The organism is Caloramator sp. Dgby_cultured_2 (genome assembly GCF_028872215.1).
GTDB classification, from domain to species: domain Bacteria; phylum Bacillota; class Clostridia; order Clostridiales; family Caloramatoraceae; genus Caloramator; species Caloramator australicus.
Genome location: NZ_CP118396.1, coordinates 405,588 through 423,344, shown reverse-complemented (window position 1 = coordinate 423,344; position 17,757 = coordinate 405,588). Strand labels below are relative to the sequence as shown.

General features: G+C 36.2%; 17 protein-coding genes and 3 pseudogenes. 14 read left to right on the top strand and 6 right to left on the bottom strand.

The features are described from left to right. Nucleotides 1-318: 318 nt before the first annotated feature. On the bottom strand, nucleotides 319-588 hold the full coding sequence (locus PWK10_RS02800; RefSeq protein ID WP_274767318.1) for a hypothetical protein: 270 nt from the start codon (nucleotides 586-588) through the stop codon (nucleotides 319-321). 150 nt (nucleotides 589-738) lie between these two features. Further along, nucleotides 739-948, bottom strand: a complete 210-nt coding sequence (locus PWK10_RS02795; protein WP_274767317.1) for a hypothetical protein — start codon at nucleotides 946-948, stop codon at nucleotides 739-741. A gap of 272 nt (nucleotides 949-1,220) precedes the next feature. Here PWK10_RS02795 and PWK10_RS02790 point away from each other — a divergent pair, with 272 nt between their 5' ends. The 14 genes from PWK10_RS02790 to PWK10_RS02735 all read left to right on the top strand — a co-directional run bounded on the left by PWK10_RS02790 (nucleotide 1,221) and on the right by PWK10_RS02735 (nucleotide 9,369). Continuing rightward, nucleotides 1,221-1,448 (top strand): helix-turn-helix domain-containing protein, encoded by a 228-nt coding sequence (locus PWK10_RS02790; RefSeq protein ID WP_028306832.1) that lies wholly within the window; start codon nucleotides 1,221-1,223, stop codon nucleotides 1,446-1,448. 16 nt (nucleotides 1,449-1,464) lie between these two features. After that, a complete protein-coding gene (locus PWK10_RS02785; RefSeq protein WP_054644783.1) occupies nucleotides 1,465-1,647 on the top strand; it encodes a hypothetical protein in 183 nt (60 codons plus the stop codon). 68 nt (nucleotides 1,648-1,715) lie between these two features. Further along, nucleotides 1,716-2,261 carry a hypothetical protein gene (locus PWK10_RS02780; RefSeq protein WP_274767316.1) on the top strand — a complete coding sequence of 182 codons (546 nt, stop codon included), beginning with the start codon at nucleotides 1,716-1,718 and terminating at the stop codon, nucleotides 2,259-2,261. Further along, on the top strand, nucleotides 2,231-2,701 hold the full coding sequence (locus PWK10_RS02775) for an ABC-three component system protein (protein ID WP_274767315.1): 471 nt from the start codon (nucleotides 2,231-2,233) through the stop codon (nucleotides 2,699-2,701). The genes PWK10_RS02780 and PWK10_RS02775 overlap by 31 nt, the downstream gene beginning before the upstream one ends. Further along, nucleotides 2,685-2,834, top strand: a complete 150-nt coding sequence (locus PWK10_RS19360; RefSeq protein WP_446715286.1) for an ABC-three component system middle component 7 — start codon at nucleotides 2,685-2,687, stop codon at nucleotides 2,832-2,834. The genes PWK10_RS02775 and PWK10_RS19360 overlap by 17 nt, the downstream gene beginning before the upstream one ends. Then, nucleotides 2,819-2,926, top strand: a complete 108-nt coding sequence (locus PWK10_RS18315; RefSeq protein WP_342455609.1) for an ABC-three component system middle component 7 — start codon at nucleotides 2,819-2,821, stop codon at nucleotides 2,924-2,926. The genes PWK10_RS19360 and PWK10_RS18315 overlap by 16 nt, the downstream gene beginning before the upstream one ends. Continuing rightward, on the top strand, nucleotides 2,901-4,538 hold the full coding sequence (locus tag PWK10_RS02770; protein ID WP_274767314.1) for a DUF2326 domain-containing protein: 1,638 nt from the start codon (nucleotides 2,901-2,903) through the stop codon (nucleotides 4,536-4,538). The genes PWK10_RS18315 and PWK10_RS02770 overlap by 26 nt, the downstream gene beginning before the upstream one ends. Nucleotides 4,539-4,767: 229 nt before the next feature. Next, complete coding sequence (locus PWK10_RS02765) at nucleotides 4,768-5,301, top strand: DNA methyltransferase (protein ID WP_274768079.1); 534 nt, start codon at nucleotides 4,768-4,770, stop codon at nucleotides 5,299-5,301. Then, nucleotides 5,298-5,651, top strand: a complete 354-nt coding sequence (locus PWK10_RS02760; RefSeq protein ID WP_274767313.1) for a hypothetical protein — start codon at nucleotides 5,298-5,300, stop codon at nucleotides 5,649-5,651. The genes PWK10_RS02765 and PWK10_RS02760 overlap by 4 nt, the downstream gene beginning before the upstream one ends. 83 nt (nucleotides 5,652-5,734) lie before the next feature. Continuing rightward, nucleotides 5,735-6,523: a hypothetical protein gene (locus PWK10_RS02755; protein WP_342455608.1), complete on the top strand. Its 789-nt coding sequence runs from the start codon at nucleotides 5,735-5,737 to the stop codon at nucleotides 6,521-6,523. A 47-nt stretch (nucleotides 6,524-6,570) separates the two neighbouring features. Next, the gene (locus PWK10_RS02750) at nucleotides 6,571-6,720 is read left to right on the top strand and encodes a hypothetical protein (RefSeq protein WP_274767312.1); all 150 of its coding nucleotides are present in this window, start codon (nucleotides 6,571-6,573) and stop codon (nucleotides 6,718-6,720) included. Nucleotides 6,721-6,863: 143 nt separating this feature from the next. Then, nucleotides 6,864-7,529 (top strand): DEAD/DEAH box helicase family protein, encoded by a 666-nt coding sequence (locus tag PWK10_RS02745; protein ID WP_274767311.1) that lies wholly within the window; start codon nucleotides 6,864-6,866, stop codon nucleotides 7,527-7,529. 99 nt (nucleotides 7,530-7,628) lie between these two features. After that, complete coding sequence (locus PWK10_RS02740) at nucleotides 7,629-8,648, top strand: hypothetical protein (protein WP_274767310.1); 1,020 nt, start codon at nucleotides 7,629-7,631, stop codon at nucleotides 8,646-8,648. Between the two features lie 19 nt (nucleotides 8,649-8,667). Beyond that, nucleotides 8,668-9,369 (top strand): hypothetical protein, encoded by a 702-nt coding sequence (locus PWK10_RS02735; RefSeq protein WP_274767309.1) that lies wholly within the window; start codon nucleotides 8,668-8,670, stop codon nucleotides 9,367-9,369. Between the two features lie 208 nt (nucleotides 9,370-9,577). On the opposite strand, the pseudogene rlmD reads toward PWK10_RS02735, so the two are convergent. From rlmD to PWK10_RS02715, 4 genes and pseudogenes are all read right to left on the bottom strand, one after another. Next, nucleotides 9,578-10,947 (bottom strand): annotated as a pseudogene (rlmD, locus tag PWK10_RS02730) (23S rRNA (uracil(1939)-C(5))-methyltransferase RlmD). A gap of 208 nt (nucleotides 10,948-11,155) precedes the next feature. Beyond that, nucleotides 11,156-12,912, bottom strand: a pseudogene (gene pyk / locus PWK10_RS02725) (pyruvate kinase). Then, nucleotides 12,909-13,886 (bottom strand): 6-phosphofructokinase, encoded by a 978-nt coding sequence (pfkA, locus tag PWK10_RS02720; RefSeq protein WP_274767308.1) that lies wholly within the window; start codon nucleotides 13,884-13,886, stop codon nucleotides 12,909-12,911. Before pfkA ends, pyk begins: the two are co-directional and overlap by 4 nt. Before the next feature lie 403 nt (nucleotides 13,887-14,289). After that, nucleotides 14,290-17,754: pseudogene (locus tag PWK10_RS02715) on the bottom strand (DNA polymerase III subunit alpha). Nucleotides 17,755-17,757 lie beyond the last annotated feature (3 nt).

The window sequence follows — 17,757 nt, the reverse complement described above, 5'->3', positions numbered from 1 at the left end:
TCTGTTTTCTCCCCAGCAGATATTGCAAAAACCTTTCTCGTAGAGTGACATTGCGACATTTCACAATACCTAAATCTCTGTCATTATCCGAGATATTGATTTTGAGTTTGTGTTTCATATGCTCTTTTCACCTCATCTTTCTTAGGACTGATGTTTTGGCCCTCACTGTTAGGCCACGAAAACAGTAAAAGTAAATCCCCTAACTCAAAATTTTTTTAGTTTTTCATGGATCTTTTTCATGCGGTTTGTAATAGCCATCTTACTGACCCCTTCTTCTCGTGCTATTGAAGCAAGGGATTCATTATTGAAGTACACCCTTCATACCAGTTCTTTTTGCTGTGGGAGAAGACTATCGATGGCTTTTAGCAATGTCTCATTTTCTTGAGTTCTTATATACTCTGCGGCAATGTCGGTATTGCTTGCGAAAATCTCTCCCTCATATTTCATTGCATCAAGTGATGTATGTCGGCGAGTCTCTTTATGGTTAATGTTGTATTCCTGACGGTCAAGTTCGACCAGAATTTCTCCCCACTCTTCAGATACTTCAATTTCAATGGTTTCAGTGTTGAAGTGATATTTGATTTTCATTTTTCTCAGCTCCTTGAATTTCAGATTTTTGAAATCCGCAGGAGCCGAAAATCCGTAGAACAAAATGACGGCCGGGATAATTCTCTGGTATGAGAATTAATCCTGGCCGTCATGCAGCTCCGCGGATTTTCTATTTAGTTGATTAACGTCTTATGCTGCGCAGACATAGCTTTCTACATGAAAAGCAGCATCATTTATTCGTTTGATTATTGTGACAACCCCATCACGTTCAATCTTCAATCTTCCTCCGATAGGTATCTGTGTATTGGTTTTACATCGTTTATATGCAACTTCTACAAGACCTGTGGCTGCGTCAGCTTTACAGACTAAGCGACCATTGAAATCGCGAATATCTTTCATGAGTTACCCTCCTTTTTCTTAAATTACAGCTTTGTTCCGCCGTCTATCTAAATTTTATTAATTCGAGCACCTGAAGTCCTCGGCTATGACTCCGCTGTTACTCCGCTGAAACTCCGCAAATCTCCATTTATTTTTGGAACAAAACTAACATAAGCGTTTGTAAAGCCGAAGTTTGTATATATAAATAACTAATTGTAATTTGTATAGTTAATTGCTATAATAATAAATAACCTGTTGGGAATACCATCCAATAGTGCTTGGAGGCGATTAAAATGGCATTTAGTTATAATAAACTTTGGAAACTATTAATTGATAAAAAGATGATGAAAAAAGATCTGATGGCGATGACGAATTTAACATCGACAACAATAGCGAAGTTGAGTAAAGATTTGCCGGTAAGCATGGATGTGTTAGGAAGAATCTGTAAAGCTCTTGATGTCAACATAGGCGATATTGTCGACTATGTTGACGACGATATTCCAACCAATAAAACAAAATAACAGGAGGGCGCAATACATGAAGAAGCTATGTTTTGGCACTTTTGCAACAATTTTAAAGATTTGCATGGCAAAAAGAGTAACACAAAAGCAATTGTGCGGTACCATGCTGCTTTCTATTGCGCCTACTTATGATATTCGCAGCGATGATGGCACCGTTTCAGATTTGATATTAGGTAAAAAAATCTTTCACCTGTTGTAACCGATGCTGCTCCGGATGTAGATGCTCGTGATATTTCGGTTTTCTTTAAGGAGAAAGTCCTCCCCATGTTGGATAGTAATAAAAATAGCCTAATAGTTCTTGCATTGAAGGACATCATTGCTTCTGATGACACAATCGAACCTGAAACAATTGTTGAGAAAGTAAATAACATGACAAAGGAGGATATTGTTAGCTGTAATTCATTTGTTCTGGAAGACTTTCTTGCCGGAATATTTCTTTATACAGTACTTAATGTCGAAAACAGGAATTGTGAAAATAGTGTAAGAGAGATAACCGATGAGTACATACAATCCTTTGAAACTCAAAAGAAAAGCATTAAATTTATTACAACTTACAATAATTTTTCTATGGAAGCCGCTAATGAAGTTGCGATCGATGCTCGAGCTTTGGTGCTACTAGCTGAAACGGGCGGCAGATGCCAAAAGTGCGGTAGAATTCTTGGTATAAAAAAGAAGGCAACGATATTAACTACGCTAAGATCGTTCGCCTTTCAGAAACTGACGATATTATTCTATGTGTTGACTGTGAACGCGAAATTCGAAATTTATCTGAAGAAGATAAATTGGCTTTATTATCCGACAAGCATGACTTAGAAATACTTGTTAAGGCAAGAGATGCTACATCAAGACATGAAATAGAAAAGCAAATTGAACAAATACTTCGAGAAGTTGATCTAATGGATGTTACAGCCGATACACAACTCAAAATGGAACCTATTAAGGTTGAAAATAAAATTACTGAAAAACGCCTGAAAGAAAGAGTGCTTTTTGATGTTAGACGGTTTTATGAAGGAGTAAATGATACATTAGATCGGTTAGCCGGAGAAAATAAATTAAATGTGGATAGATTTGCTAAAAGTATTAAACGGATGTATGAAGATGCTAGTGAATCACAGATTTCACAAAGTGCTATTTACAACCTCCTTGTTGAGACATTATTTGAAAAGACCGGTCGTAAATACAGAGAGGCTTGTGAGATAATAATCTCCTACTTCGTGCAAAGGTGTGAGGTGTTCGATGAGATTACCAAATAAAGTAACATCATATTCAAACAGTATTATTGCGCTTTTTCCAGGTATTTTAGAAGCATTGTCACAGCAAGATATGTCCCCAAAAGAATTATTTGAACGAACCATGCCACGCCAAAAAACATGGCTGATTTTCTAAGTGCTTTAGACTGCTTGTTTGCATTAGGCAGAATTAAACTAATTGAGGAAAAGAGGGTATTGCGCTATGTTAAAAGAGATACGATGCGATAAATTTGCTCCAAATCATCAAGTGATAAAACTTAATGAAGGATTAAACACGGTTTTGGGCAGTTCCAGCGGTATTAATGCAATAGGAAAATCAACATTTCTGTGGGTTATAGATTATGCATTCGGCGGTGACAGATACTACTCCATGTCGGATGATATAAAAAAGGAAATAGGCCCACATACCATCCATTTCACTTACGAGTTTGAAGGACAACCATACTATTTTTATAGAAATACTGAAGATACTAAAAATGTATATCGAAGTGATAAGGACGGACATTTTATTACAAAATTGACACTTGATGAATTTCGTAGCTTTCTATTTCAAGAATATAAAGTTGGTATCCCCTCTCTTACATTTTCAGATATAACTGAGCGTTTTTTCCGCATTTATGGGCGCGAAAATACGCTTGAAAAGTATCCATTACTTGTAAAACCTCGTGAACAAGATGAAAAGGCAGTCGATTTTTTATTAAAACTTTTTGGGCATTATGAAATTCTATCTGCGATTAAGAGCATGGAAGAAGAACTTGGGATTAAATTTTCGCAGCTCAAATACCGCCAACATCAGAGAGTGGATATAGAAAAAATCGAAACCAATCAAAAAATGATCGAGTCTTTAAAGAAAAGGCTTCAAAAATTAATGAAAAACAACGAAGAAGCGCAATTAGCAGTTTTTGGGTTTGATACACATACATTCGAACAAATAACTGCAATTCAAAAAGAATTGAATAGTTTTATTCGCAAACGTAATCGCTTGCAATCGCAGCTTAATGCTATTATGAGCAATATAGCTGATAGTAAGGCCGAAATCGCAAGTGAATTTGATTCATTGTTACACTTTTTCCCAAATGCTAATATAGCAGCATTTGAAAAGATTGAATATTTTCATGAGAAAATTAGAGAAATTTTAGGCGAAGAGATGAATCAGGAAATTGAGCGTTTGCAGCAAATAATTGATCAATATGATAAAGAAATAAATCGCCTTAATAGAAAAATTAAAGAAACTGGCTTAGCTAAGGAAATGTCAGAGAGAATACTATCACAGTGTGTTAATGTGTCTAAAACAATTGATAGACTTGAAGAAGAAACGGCGGATTTAATTCGTCAGAAAGAGCTTCAAGAAGCTCGCATTGAAGCGGAGAGGAAATTAAAAGATTTGCTGCTGCAACAAACCGAAATAATACATGAAATACAAGATAACATTAACCTACGAATGAAAATGATTAACGACGTAGTAACTGAACAGCAGGAAATCGCCCCACTTTTGCAGATAACTCCTCAAAAGGAAATTATATTTGAAACACCCGGAAACACAAGTGAGGGAACCGCTTTCAAGAGCCTAGTTATATACGATTTAACTATACTTGAACTACGTCCAATCCCTGCACTTATCCACGACTCCAATATCCTTAAACGTATTGAGGATATACACTTAGAACATATATTGGAACGTTATCAATCCAGTAATCGCCAGGTTTTCATTGCGTTTGATAAAGCTGATTCTACAACTGAGAAAGCGCACAAGATTTTAGAAGAAACAGCAATCTTGCGATTATCAGATGGTAATGAACTATTTGGTCGTTCGTGGAGTAAATACGAATCGAATGATTAAATATTAGGAGGATGAAAAATATGGCTGCAATCAATGATTTACTGCGTCAAATTCCTGACACTTCTTTGCGTGATCGATTAGAACAGGAATTTGCCCGCTTATCAAAAATAAAAAATTTGGTCTTGTATTTGAAGAGCACATTCCTGAATGTACTCCTCTTTATGATGTTCCTGTAAAACGTGGCTCGACGGTTGCACTCAAAACAGGTCATATTAACGATTTGTATACGGTGTTAAAAATAGAAGAGGATATTGCCCTTTGCCGCAACAAAACAACAGGTGATACTAGAAATATCCCAGTTTCGGAGTTGGTTTCAGTTGCTCAATTTGGAGAACCTATTTTCCCCATGCTTCAGCCAATTGCTGCTGTAGAGAATGCACCTGACAGTAATTTATGGCACACTATTATTGAAGCAGATAATTACCACGCTCTCCAGTTATTAGAATATTTATATCCAAAGAAAGTAGACTGCATTTATATAGATCCACCATACAATACCGGTGCTCGGGATTGGAAATATAATAATGATTATGTTGATTCCACTGATAATTGGCGTCATAGTAAATGGCTATCCATGATGCAGAAACGTTTAAAGATAGCAAAAAGAATACTTGCTGATGATGGTGTTTTGATTACTACAATAGATGACAATGAATATGCTCATCTATGGATTCTCCTTCACGAAATTTTTCCAAACCTAACTCATACCTGCATAACCATTCAGCATAATCCCGGCGGAACTCAGGGCAAAAATTTTCTGTGACTCATGAATATGCAATATTTTCATATTCATCAGAAAGTATTATTTTTCGCAAGCAACATACTGGTGGAGATGTATATAATTTAAGACGTTGGGGAAGCACTTCAGGTCGCTACGAAGGTGCAACATGTTTTTATCCAGTAATTCTAGACTCTAACTATAACATCATCGGTTTTGGTGATTTACTCGATGAAGAGTTACACCCTACAGCTCAAGTAGAATATAATGCAGATGGTACAATTTATGTTTGGCCAATTGATAAGAATGGCATTGAAAAGAAATGGCGATATGGACGTGATACCGTAGAATCAGTAAAAGATAGAATGTTTATTGAAAAAGAGGAAATCGAATAGAAATTATTTTACGTAGAGAAAGCGAACCTCCAAAAGCGGTTTGGACTGATCCTTTATATAATGCAGAAGCCCATGGTACAGATATGCTTAAAACCATAATTGGTGGCGGTTTTTCTTACCCAAAATCACTCTATGCTGTCCATGATGCATTGTTATTCGCTGTATCAGGAAAGAAAAATGCTTTAATTGTCGACTTTTTTGCTGGTAGTGGAACAACGCTCCATGCGGTAAATTTACTAAACGTAGAGGATAATGGTAACCGTCGTTGTATTTTAGTAACAAATAACGAAGTATCAGACGCAGAATCAAAAGCTTTACGCGAACAAGGATATCAACCTGGCGACCCAGAATGGGAAAAACATGGTATATGTCGCTCGGTTACTTGGCCTAGGATAAAATATAGTATCCTTGGAAAACGTGATGATGGCACTATCCTATCAGGAGAGTATTACACAAACCAAACAGTATCAAAAGAGGTAGAGCGTTCATTCTATCAGCTTGGCTTTATTGATAATCCTACGGAACTAACAACTAATGCAAAAAAGCAGCTTGTTTCTTTGCTACGCGGTAAGGATGGAAAGTCGCAATTACCACAATCATTAGTCAAAGCAGATAGTAAATTTATTGTTTCGGATAAACATTCGGCGACTATCTTGTTTGATGTAAATGCTGTTAATGAATGGCTGGAAGCTTTAGAAGATCAAGACCACATCACAGACTTTTATATAGTGGTAAAATCTGCTGCCACTTTCAAGGAAATTAAAGCACAGGTATCAAACTTGCTCGGTCCAATGAATGTAACATTGCAAGTTAAACGTCCCATGAGCGATGGTTTTCCTGCAAATGTTGAGTATTTTAAACTAGGTTTTTAGATAAAAACAGCGTATCACTAGGTCAACAATTCCGCGAAATATTACCATTGCTTTGGCTAAAATCCGGTGCTATCGGCCGGAGGCCAGAAATAAACAGCGATGAAGAACCAGATATGTTAATTCTTCCTCAAAACGGCTTTGCAGTTCTGGTTGATGAAGCAAAATATGCCGAGTTTGCAAAAAGATTTCAGAAGTAAATAATATTAAAGTGGTATATTTTGTAACAAACTCGGAGGAAGCTTTCCGCGAAATGACTGATGGCATAAAAATAAAAAATACATACCAACTATACCGAGATTACATTGATAACTTTGTGTTGGGAAGTAGGAGGGATTCATAAATGAGAGTTACTTTATTTCCATTTCAGGAAACGGCTCTTGCAGAATTGCATGAGAAAATTAATAAAGCTCATTTAATGTGGAGCGAAAAAGACCCTCAGGTAATATCGTTTTCCGCACCTACGGGTTCTGGAAAAACTATAATTATGACTGCACTTTTTGAAGAAATCCTATATGGAGGTTCAGATAATATCGGCGATCCGAATTCAGTGTTTGTTTGGCTTTCCGATTCGCCGGAACTTAACGAGCAAACGCGATTAAAAATTGAAAGCAAATCAGACAAAATTCGTGTATGGGACTTAGTAACTGTAGATTCAAACTTTGATGCCGAGTATTTGGAGGGTGGACGTATTTATTTTATTAACACACAAAAACTCGGTTCTGACAAGTTATTAACAACTAAGTCCGATACAAGGCAATATACAATTTGGGAAACACTCACAAATACAGCTAAACGCATTCCCAAACAGTTCTATGTGGTCATTGATGAAGCACATAGAGGGACTTATACATCTGCTCAAGCAGAAAATAAAGCACAATCCATCATGCAAAAATTCATCAAAGGTAGCGAAGAAGACGGACTTTGTATTATGCCTTTAGTTATCGGCGTGACCGCAACACCCCAGAGATTTGATAACTTAATTGCTGGGACTACTTCGACAATATAAAAAGTTATTGTTCCACCTGAACAAGTACGTGAATCGGGGCTTTTAAAGGACAGAATCATTATTCATTACCCAGATATCCAACTTGGTGCCGATATGACAATGTTCAAAGGTGCAGTCGAAAATTGGCTTAATAAATGTGCTCACTGGAAAGCTTACTGTGAACGTGAAAATGAGAAAATGGTAAACCCTATCCTTGTCGTCCAAGTCGAAGATGGTAATGAACGAGAAATAACCCATACCGATTTAGGGATTTGTATCGATTTGCTGGAAGAGGCAATGGTACGCAAGTTATTGCCCGGTGAAGTGGTACATACCTTTAATGATTATGGTACGATCAAAGTGCGTGACGTTGAAATTCATCAAATTGAAGCTTCTAGAATCGAAGACGAAGAAAATGTGAAGGTTGTGTTCTTCAAAATGAACCTTTCCACAGGTTGGGACTGTCCTCGTGCTGAAACAATGATGTCATTTCGTAGCGCGCAGGACTATACCTACATAGCACAGCTTTTGGGGCGTATGATTCGCACTCCTTTGGCAAGAAGAATTGCCTCCGATGCTGAACTTAATAATGTAAGTCTGTTTCTTCCATACTTTGATAAAGATACAGTAAAAAATGTTGTTAATGCTCTACATGATAGTGAATCGGTTATGCCCACTGAAACTGGTACAAATAAAGAGCTTATAACACTCGGGCGCAACCTCGCTTATTCTGATGTGTTTGATTCAATGGATAAGCTCATTACATACCGCCTGGATTCATCCCGCAAGCAAGCACCGCTTAAGTTATTAATACAGCTTTCTAGAGCATTAACAATGGATGGTATTGATTTGGAAGCACAAAAAGCCGTTAAAAATGCAGTTTTATCAAAAATGGACGAAGAAATTGCTCGCATAAAAGAAAGTGGTGACTTTGATGGTCGAGTTGCTTCAATCACTGGATTTGCTCTTAATACGCTAACATTTGACTATGGAGAAAATGCTTATTCATTTGATGAAGCTACACAAACCATGGCTGTTACCGAATTTGACATTTCTCGACATTTTGAACAAGCTGGAAGGATATTGGGAGAAGGCTTACATAAGGAGTATTGGATTCGCCACATACCGAGACCATATTGAAGTAAAGATTGAAGTCATTGTGCTTACAAGTGATACTGCTGCTATGGAGCGAATAAACGCCTTTGCAGAAGAGAAATTTATTAGTCTATATGAGAATAATAAACGCTCTATTGCAAGATTAAATGAGGCTCGAAAAAACATCTATGAAAGATTAATAAATGCTTCCGCTCAACCAATAGCTATTCCTTGGGTATTGCCAGATTCAATCGATTTTTCAGTTTCAGATAACAGTATAAAAATTGATCGACACCTCTATTGTTCTGAGGATGGAACATTCCAAGCATCACTAAACCCATGGGAAAAGGGAGTTATTGAAGAAGAACTAAAAAACGGTGCCGTTTGCTGGTTACGTAATCTTGATCGTAAAAAGTGGTCACTTGAAATCCCATATGAGGTCGGCGGTGTTATCACTTCTATGTTTCCTGATTTAGTGGTAGTGAGAGCTGATGTACAAGGTTACATTTTTGATATTCTAGAACCACACGACCCCAGCCGTAAGGACAATTATCCCAAGGCAGTTGGCCTAGCAAAATTCGCAGAGAAACATTGGGATAAATTTGGAAGAATTCAACTTATCCGGCAAAAGAAAGGATTAGACGGTCGTGAACATTTCTATAGACTTGATATGGCAAAAGTAGCTGTTAGAAATAAAGTTCGTGGCATTACATCAAACGAGGAACTTGATAGAATTTTTGATACGGATGCTGAGCGAGAAGATTAAATTATACATCCATCCTGCACCCTCAACCCCCTGTAAAAAGGGGGTTATCTAATCTGGTAACTCAACTATTAATTTTCTGGACGGTTGATATGTTCCCTCAAGCAACCAAAATAAGGGTTTCCTGACATTGCCACATCCGGCAGATCGGCCTCGGGAAAAACTAAATGTCTGGAAACCCTTTATTTACAAGCTTTTCTGTTCTTTATTTCTAAACCCTTGACATCAATGTGACGCACTCAACATGTGCTGTAAATGGGAACATATCAACAGGCTGCACTTCAATTGTTTTATAGCCCAATTTATCTAACAAATTCAAATCTCTAGCCAATGTAGATGGATCGCAGGAAACATAGACAATTCTTTTGGGGTTAGCCTTTGCAATGGAATACAGAAGCTTTTCATCACAGCCCTTTCTTGGAGGGTCAACAACCACAACGTCAGGAATAATGCCTTTATCGATTAGTTTTGGAATTACTTCTTCGCTCTTACCAACAATGAATTCAACATTTTGAACATCGTTTTCCCTTGCATTTTCTCTTGCGTTTTTTATTGCTTCTTCTACAATTTCAACACCATAAACCTTTTTAGCTCTTTGAGCTAAAAATAACGATATGGTTCCAGTTCCGCAATAGGCATCAAAAACTATTTCATCTCCAGAAAGATTTGCATATTCAAGGGCTTTATTGTATAAAACATTTGTTTGAACAGGATTTACTTGAAAAAATGACAATGGGGAAATTCTAAATTTAAACTTTCCTATGTAATCAGTTATATAATCCTGCCCCCAGAGCAAAATGTTTTTCTCACCTAAAATTACATTCGTGATTTTGCTGTTAATATTTTGGACTATACTTTTTAGCCCATCAATGTTTTTGACCATTAAATCAATAAATTCTTCTTTAAAGGGCAGCTTTTCTCCGTTTGTTACTATTACAACCATAACCTCTCCAGTTGCAAAAGCCTTTCTTATCATTATGTGCCTTACTATTCCACTTCCATTTGTTTCATCATAGGGCTCGATGTTATATTTATTAATCCACTCTCTTGTCAAATTCACAACTTTATCAGCAATTTCATCTTGTATAAAACACTCTCTTACATCTATTACATCATGCGTCCCCTGCTTAAAGAATCCTATTTTTACTTCTCCATTTTCTCTTCTTACAGGAAGCTGCACCTTGTTTCTGTATCTTAGAGGTTTTTCCATTCCTATAGTGTTATGTATTTTAACATTAGTTATTTTACCTATTCTGTTTATAACGTCTTCTACTCTTTCCCTTTTAAACTCTAATTGGCCTTCATAGGTCATGTGCTGAATTTGACACCCACCACATGATTCATAAATTGGACATATGGGATTTGTCCTATATTGTGATGATTTTACTATCTCTATTAACTTACCAAAGGCAAAGTTTTTTGAACTTTTTGGATTTCAACTTTAACCTTTTCTCCCTTTAATGCACCCTTAACAAAGATTGCAAAGTTTTCAATCCTTCCAACTCCTTCGCCTTGAAAACCCATACCTGTTATATCAAGTTCATAAATCTTTCCTTCTTCAACTGGGATATATTTAGCCAACTTCATCACCCTTTTTAATATTTTTATCTTTAATATTTTATCAGAATAGAAATATAAAATAAACAATAATATGCTGTAAAGCAAGATAAAACACAAAAGATAAATTTTTCATTTAACAAAAAATAGCACACCTTAAGGTGTGCAAAGATAGAATCAGTTGCCACTAATTCATTTTTAATTATTGCCAAGTTTAAAAAGTTTTATTCAACTATGCCGTAATATTAGCCTTTCCGCTAAACACCATTCCGTTTCTTGGAAGCATAGTAATGAGCGTTCCGTGTTTTATTATCTTAGTTGCACCTTCTGCTGCAACAATGATTGGTATACCATTGTTTATACATTCTACTGCAGCATCTGTAGTCAAACTTCCTTCTTCTATAATAACTCCCGCTGCCCTTTCAAGAACCGGCTGAATGTATTCCTTTTGTAATTCCTTTGTAACTAGTATGTTTCCTGTTTCAAGCATATCATCAATATCTTTGTTATACATAACTACGCATGCTGTTCCATATACCGGATTGCCTACACCCTTACCCTGAACTAGGGTATCCCCAACAATTGAAACCTTCATCATATTTGTAGTTCCAGTAAATCCTACCGGAACACCAGCTGCAATAACAACAAGGTCCCCCTTTGAAACAAGTCCTTTGTTTAGAGCTTCCTTAACTGATAAATCTATAACTGCATCGGCTGATTCCATTTTTGATGCAATTATCGGATATACTCCCCACACTATAGATAACTTTCTTGCAACATCGTCATAAGGAGTTGCAGCAATTATTTGGCATTTTGGTCTATATTTTGAAACCATTCTTGCAGTGTGGCCGGATTGAGTTGCTGTGATTATAGCGGAGGCATTAAGTTCTGCTGCTGCAGTTACTGTTGCAAGGCTTATAGCATCTGGGACTGTGTTTAACCTTTGTTTTGCCTTCTTTTCAAGAAGCATATCAAAGTTTAAAGCAGTTTCAGCCTTTTCTGCAATTCTTGCCATCGTCTTTACAGCCTCTAATGGGTATTTACCATTTGCAGTTTCACCGCTTAGCATTATAGCGTCTGTTCCATCAAATATTGCATTTGCAACGTCAGTAACTTCTGCCCTTGTTGGTCTTGGATTTCTAATCATAGAATCTAGCATCTGGGTTGCTGTTATAACAGGTTTTCCTGCTTTATTTGCCTTTTCAATTAACATCTTTTGCACTAAAGGAACATCTTCCGCAGGAATTTCTACTCCTAAATCACCACGGGCAACCATTATTCCATCTGCAAGCTTTAATATGTCATCAATATTATCAAGTCCCTCTTGATTTTCAATTTTGGCTATGATTTGTATATTTTGTCCGCCGAATTTTTCTAGAACCTTTCTTATTTCAAGCACATCTGAGGGTTTTCTTACAAAGGATGCAGCAATATAGTCTATTCCCATTTCAATACCAAACTTAATATCAGCAATATCTTTTTCAGTTAAAGCTGGAAGGTTAATCTTAACATTGGGTAGATTAACTCCCTTGTGATTTCCAACAGGACCGCTGTTTAAAACTCTGCAGTGAATATCTTGTCCCTCAATTCTTTCCACTAAAAGTCCTATAAGTCCATCATCTATAAGGATGGTATCTCCTGGCTTAACATCTTCATGCAATTTTTCATAGGTTACAGAACATATAGTATTGTCTCCCTCAATCTGTCTTGTAGTAACTATAAATTCCTGGCCTTCAACAAGCTCAACCTTTCCGCCTTTGAAATTGCCTGTTCTAATCTCAGGCCCCTTTGTATCCAATATTATCGCTATGGGTTTTCCAAGCTCTTCTCTTAGTTTTTAATAAGCACAATTCTTCTCCCATGTTCTTCATGGTCCCCATGGGAAAAGTTAAGTCTTGCAGCATTCATTCCTGCGTCTATAAGTTTTCTTAGCATTTCTTCACTTTCACTTGCAGGACCTATCGTGCACACAATCTTTGTTTTTCTCATACCTTCAACCCCTTAAAAGATAATATTTTTGCAAGTTCATACATATAATCATCGCTTTTCTTTTTCATTGAAAGCGCCTCTACGATATCCATGTCTATAATCTTGCCGTCCCTTATTCCAATAACTCTCTGGCTCTTTCCTTCCATTAAAAGTTCAACAGCCCTTGCACCCATCTTTGATGCAAGTATTCTATCAAAGGCAGTTGGACTTCCACCCCTTTGAATATGTCCTAATTTAGTAGCCCTTGTTTCTATTCCTGTAATCTCTTCAATTTTCTTTGCCAAATCCTCTGCTCCTCCAACACCTTCTGCTAAAAGTATTAAGCTGTGCATCTTACCTTTTGCCTTACTTTCAATAATAGTTCTACATAACTCATTAAAATCATATGGCTGTTCAGGTATGATTATACTTTCAGCTCCACCGGCAAGCCCAGCATAAAGAGCAATATCACCACAGCGTCTTCCCATAACTTCAACAATTGAGACCCTTTCATGGGAAGTTGATGTATCCCTTAGTTTATTTATAGCATCCAAAACTGTGTTAACTGCTGTATCAAATCCGATTGTATAATCAGTATAGGCAAGGTCATTATCTATAGTTCCAGGAATGCCAACAACTTTAACGCCATGCTCGTTTGATAGTTTCATAGCTCCTGTAAAGGAACCATCCCCACCAATTACAACTAGTCCTTCTATTCCAAAAACCTTTAATACGTTGTAAGCCTTTTTTCTTCCTTCTTCTGTTCTAAACTCTTCGCTTCTTGCAGTTCTTAATATAGTTCCTCCTCTTTGAATTATGTCAGAAACACTTGAGGATGTCATTTCAAATATTTCACCATTTATTATTCCATTATAACCTCTTTGTATTCCCATTACTCTTAAACCATTAGCAAGTCCTGTTCTTACAACTGCCCTTATAGCTGCGTTCATTCCTGGTGCATCTCCACCGCTTGTCAATACTCCGATGGTTTTCATATATTTAACCTCCTTTGTCCATACGGGACAAGCATTGTCCCACTTTTTGAATAATCTAGCTGTATATTACATGTTCCTTCTTTAGACAAAAAGTATTTTATTTTACTTTAAATTTAAAATCAATACTTTTAAATAATTTTAACACTCTTTTTGTTATATAACAACAATAATTTTGGTATCAGACTGTTGAAAAAGTTATTTTTGATAAGCCCCGTGAAGGATTTCCCTGGCATTCGCTCATTTCGCTAAGCAATTCTAAGCTTTTCTTTGTTTTCAAAAGTCGAAAAGCAAAAATTGCTAGAGCTCATGAAAGATGCCTTTTTGAAATCCATTCACGGGGCTCTTGCAAAGTCTAAACACCAATGAGAGTTTGTCTACAATCTGTATAACTGCCTAAAGGCAGTTATACTACTTTAATATTATCTTCTCCAAATTCACTTTTTAAAATCCCTATAAGCTCATCATTGACCTCTACCCAAAGTTCCCTCGAAGCCATTAGGATCTTCTTTGAATCCTTTAAAACTATATAGATTGGTGTAAGGCCTTTAAATTTAATTATCTCAGGCTTTATTCTTTCTATTTGTTTTTTCCATTCCTTATCATCAAGTCTAATATATAATTTATTGATCGTCTTTTCATATCCCCTTAACTGTTCTATCTCCTCTGCAATTATCTTAGGCTGTTCCTCTTCCTTTATCGATACTCGTCCTTTAACTATAACTATATTGTCCTCCATGATAATCTTGCTACATTTTTGATACGTCTTTGGGAAAACCAATACTTCGATAGTTCCATTCATATCCTCAATTTTTATAAATGCCATTATTTCATTGTTTCTTGTAGATTTAATGCTTATATTTGTTATTATTCCACCTATGACAACCCTCTGACCATCTTCAACCTTAACATCTATATGGTCATGATCCTCCGCACTGATTGAATATATTTCAGAAATTTTAGTGTTAGTTAAAAGCTCTAATTGTTTTTCTAAGTCTTGAAGCGGATGCCCACTTATATAAAGGCCAAGCATTTCCTTTTCCATCGCAAGAAGATATTTTTTATCAAATTCTTTGATATCCTCAAAATCATCCTTTTTAAGGTTTACAAGTTCCTTTTGGAAAAACCAATTTGCCCATCTATAACTTGCTTTTTTCACTTAATATTGAATCAATAACCTTTTCATAATTATTCATTAAGACTGAACGTTTTAGTCCTAGGCTGTCAAAGGCTCCTGCCTTTATCAAACTTTCTATAGTTTTTTTATTAACTTCAGATAAATTAACCCTTTCGCAAAAATCTCTAAAGCTTTTAAAATCTCCATCCCTTTCCCTGGCTTCAATAATTGATTTTATTGCTCCTTCACCTACGTTTTTAATCGCAACCAATCCAAATCTTATCTTATCTCCTTCTACCGAAAAATTCTCAAAGCTTTTGTTTATATCCGGTGGCAGAACAGTTATATTCATCCTCCTGCATGCATTTATATAAAAGGCTATTTTATCTGAATTTCCCATTACGCTTGTTAAAAGGGCCGTCATAAACTCAACAGGATAGTATCTTTTCATAAAGGCAGTCTGATATGCAACAACTGCATAGGCTGCTGCATGGGACTTGTTAAAGGCGTAACTTGCAAAATCCATCATAATATCAAATATCTTATTGGCAACCTCAAGGCTTACCCCATTCCTTAAGGCCCCAGGGACGATAATATTTCCTTTATCATCTTTTAAACCATAAATAAAATTTTCCCTTTCCTTCTCCATAACGTCATGCTTTTTCTTTGCCATAGCCCTTCTTACAAGGTCCGATCGTCCTAGTGAGTATCCTGCTATATCCCTTACTATTTGCATAACCTGCTCTTGATATACTATACATCCATAGGTAACATCAAGAATAGGTCTTAATTTTTCATCAATATATTTAATGTCTTCAGGATTGTTTTTATTTTTTATATACTCAGGAATTTGATCCATAGGTCCTGGTCTATATAGGGAAATCCCGGCAATAATATCCTCAAGGCTTGATGGTTTTAATTCCTTCATAAAATTTGTCATTCCTGAAGATTCAAGCTGGAATACTCCTTCTGTCTTTCCTTGTGATATCATTTCATAAACGCTTTGGTCTTCAAAATCGATACTGTCAAGGTCTACCTTTATTCCTTTATTTTTATAAACCAAGTCTACAGCATCCCTTAATACAGTTAAGGTTCTAAGACCCAAAAGTCCATCTTTAAAAGTCCAAGTTCCTCTAAAATAGTCATTGGAAACTGTGTTGTTATCGTATCTTCATTTTTCGTAAGTGGAACATATTCTACTAATGGCGCAGAGGATATTACAACGCCTGCAGCATGGGTTGAGGAATGCCTTGGTAGTCCTTCTAAAGAGCGGGCAATGTCAATAAGATGCCTTATTCTTTCGTTGTTTTCATATTCTCCCTTTAGCTCGGGATTTAATTCCAAAGCCCTATCTATGGTCATTCCAAGCTCCATAGGAATCATTTTAGCTATAGTATCTACTTCAGCATAAGAATAGTTAAGAGCTCGTCCTACATCTCTAATTACAGCCCTTGCAGCCATGGTTCCAAAGGTAATAATTTGTGAAACCCTATCCTCTCCATACTTTTTAAAAACATAATCTATAACTTCCTGTCTTCTTTCGTAGCAAAAGTCAGAATCTATATCCGGCATGCTAATCCTTTCGGGATTCAAAAATCTTTCAAAAGAAGATTATATTTAATTGGGTCAATCTTTGTAATACCTAATGTGTATGCAACAATAGAACCTGCTGCAGAACCTCTACCCGGTCCCACCATTATATTGTTTTCCCTTGCAAATCTTATAAAGTCCCAAACTATCAAAAAGTAATCAACATATCCCATTTTTTCAATTACTTCAAGCTCATAATTTAATCTGTTGATAACTTCCTTTGGCGGTTCTTTATATCTTTCATAAAGGCCATTAAAGCATAATTCTCGTAAATACACATTTGCTTCCTTTCCATCAGGAACATCAAATTTAGGAAGCTTTGGCTTGTTAAATTCAAGTTCAACATTGCACCTTTCTGAAATTTTTATAGTATTTTCTATAGCTTCAGGGACAAAGTCAAAAGCCTTTTCATCTCCTCAGGAGATTTTAAGTAAAATTCATCTGTTGGAAATTTCATTCTATCCTCATCATCAATTGTCTTCCCCGTTTGAATACATAAAAGGATTTCATGGGCAACTGCATCCTCTTTATTGACATAATGAACGTCGTTAGTTGCTACAAGTGGAATTCCTGTTTCTTTTGAAAGATCAATTAATTTTTCATTTACAGTCCTTTGCTCCTCTATACCATGATCTTGAAGTTCTAAATAAAAGTTGCCCCTTCCAAAAATATCTTCAAGCTCTAGAGCTATTCTCTTTGCGTCTTCATAGCGTCCTTTTAATAGTAAATCCTGAACTTCACCAGCAAGGCAAGCCGATAAGGCTATAATGCCCTTTGAATATTTTTTAAGAAGCTCTTTATCAACCCTTGGTTTATAGTAAAATCCTTCTAGGGCAGCCTTTGAAACTATCTTCATTAAATTTTTATAGCCTTCATTATTCTCAGCTATTAAAACCAAATGATAATATTCATTATCTATGCCTGCCACTTTATCCGTCATTTTCCTTGGAGCAACATAAACTTCGCATCCTAATATAGGCTTAATTCCAACTTCTCTGCAGGCCTTATAAAAATCAATAACACCGAACATTGCTCCGTGGTCTGTGATGGCAAGTGATGGCATTCCATATTCCTTTGCCTTTTTACTATATCCTTTATCCTCGATGAGCCATCCAACAAACTATATTCTGTATGAACATGAAGATGAACAAAACTCATCTTCATTCA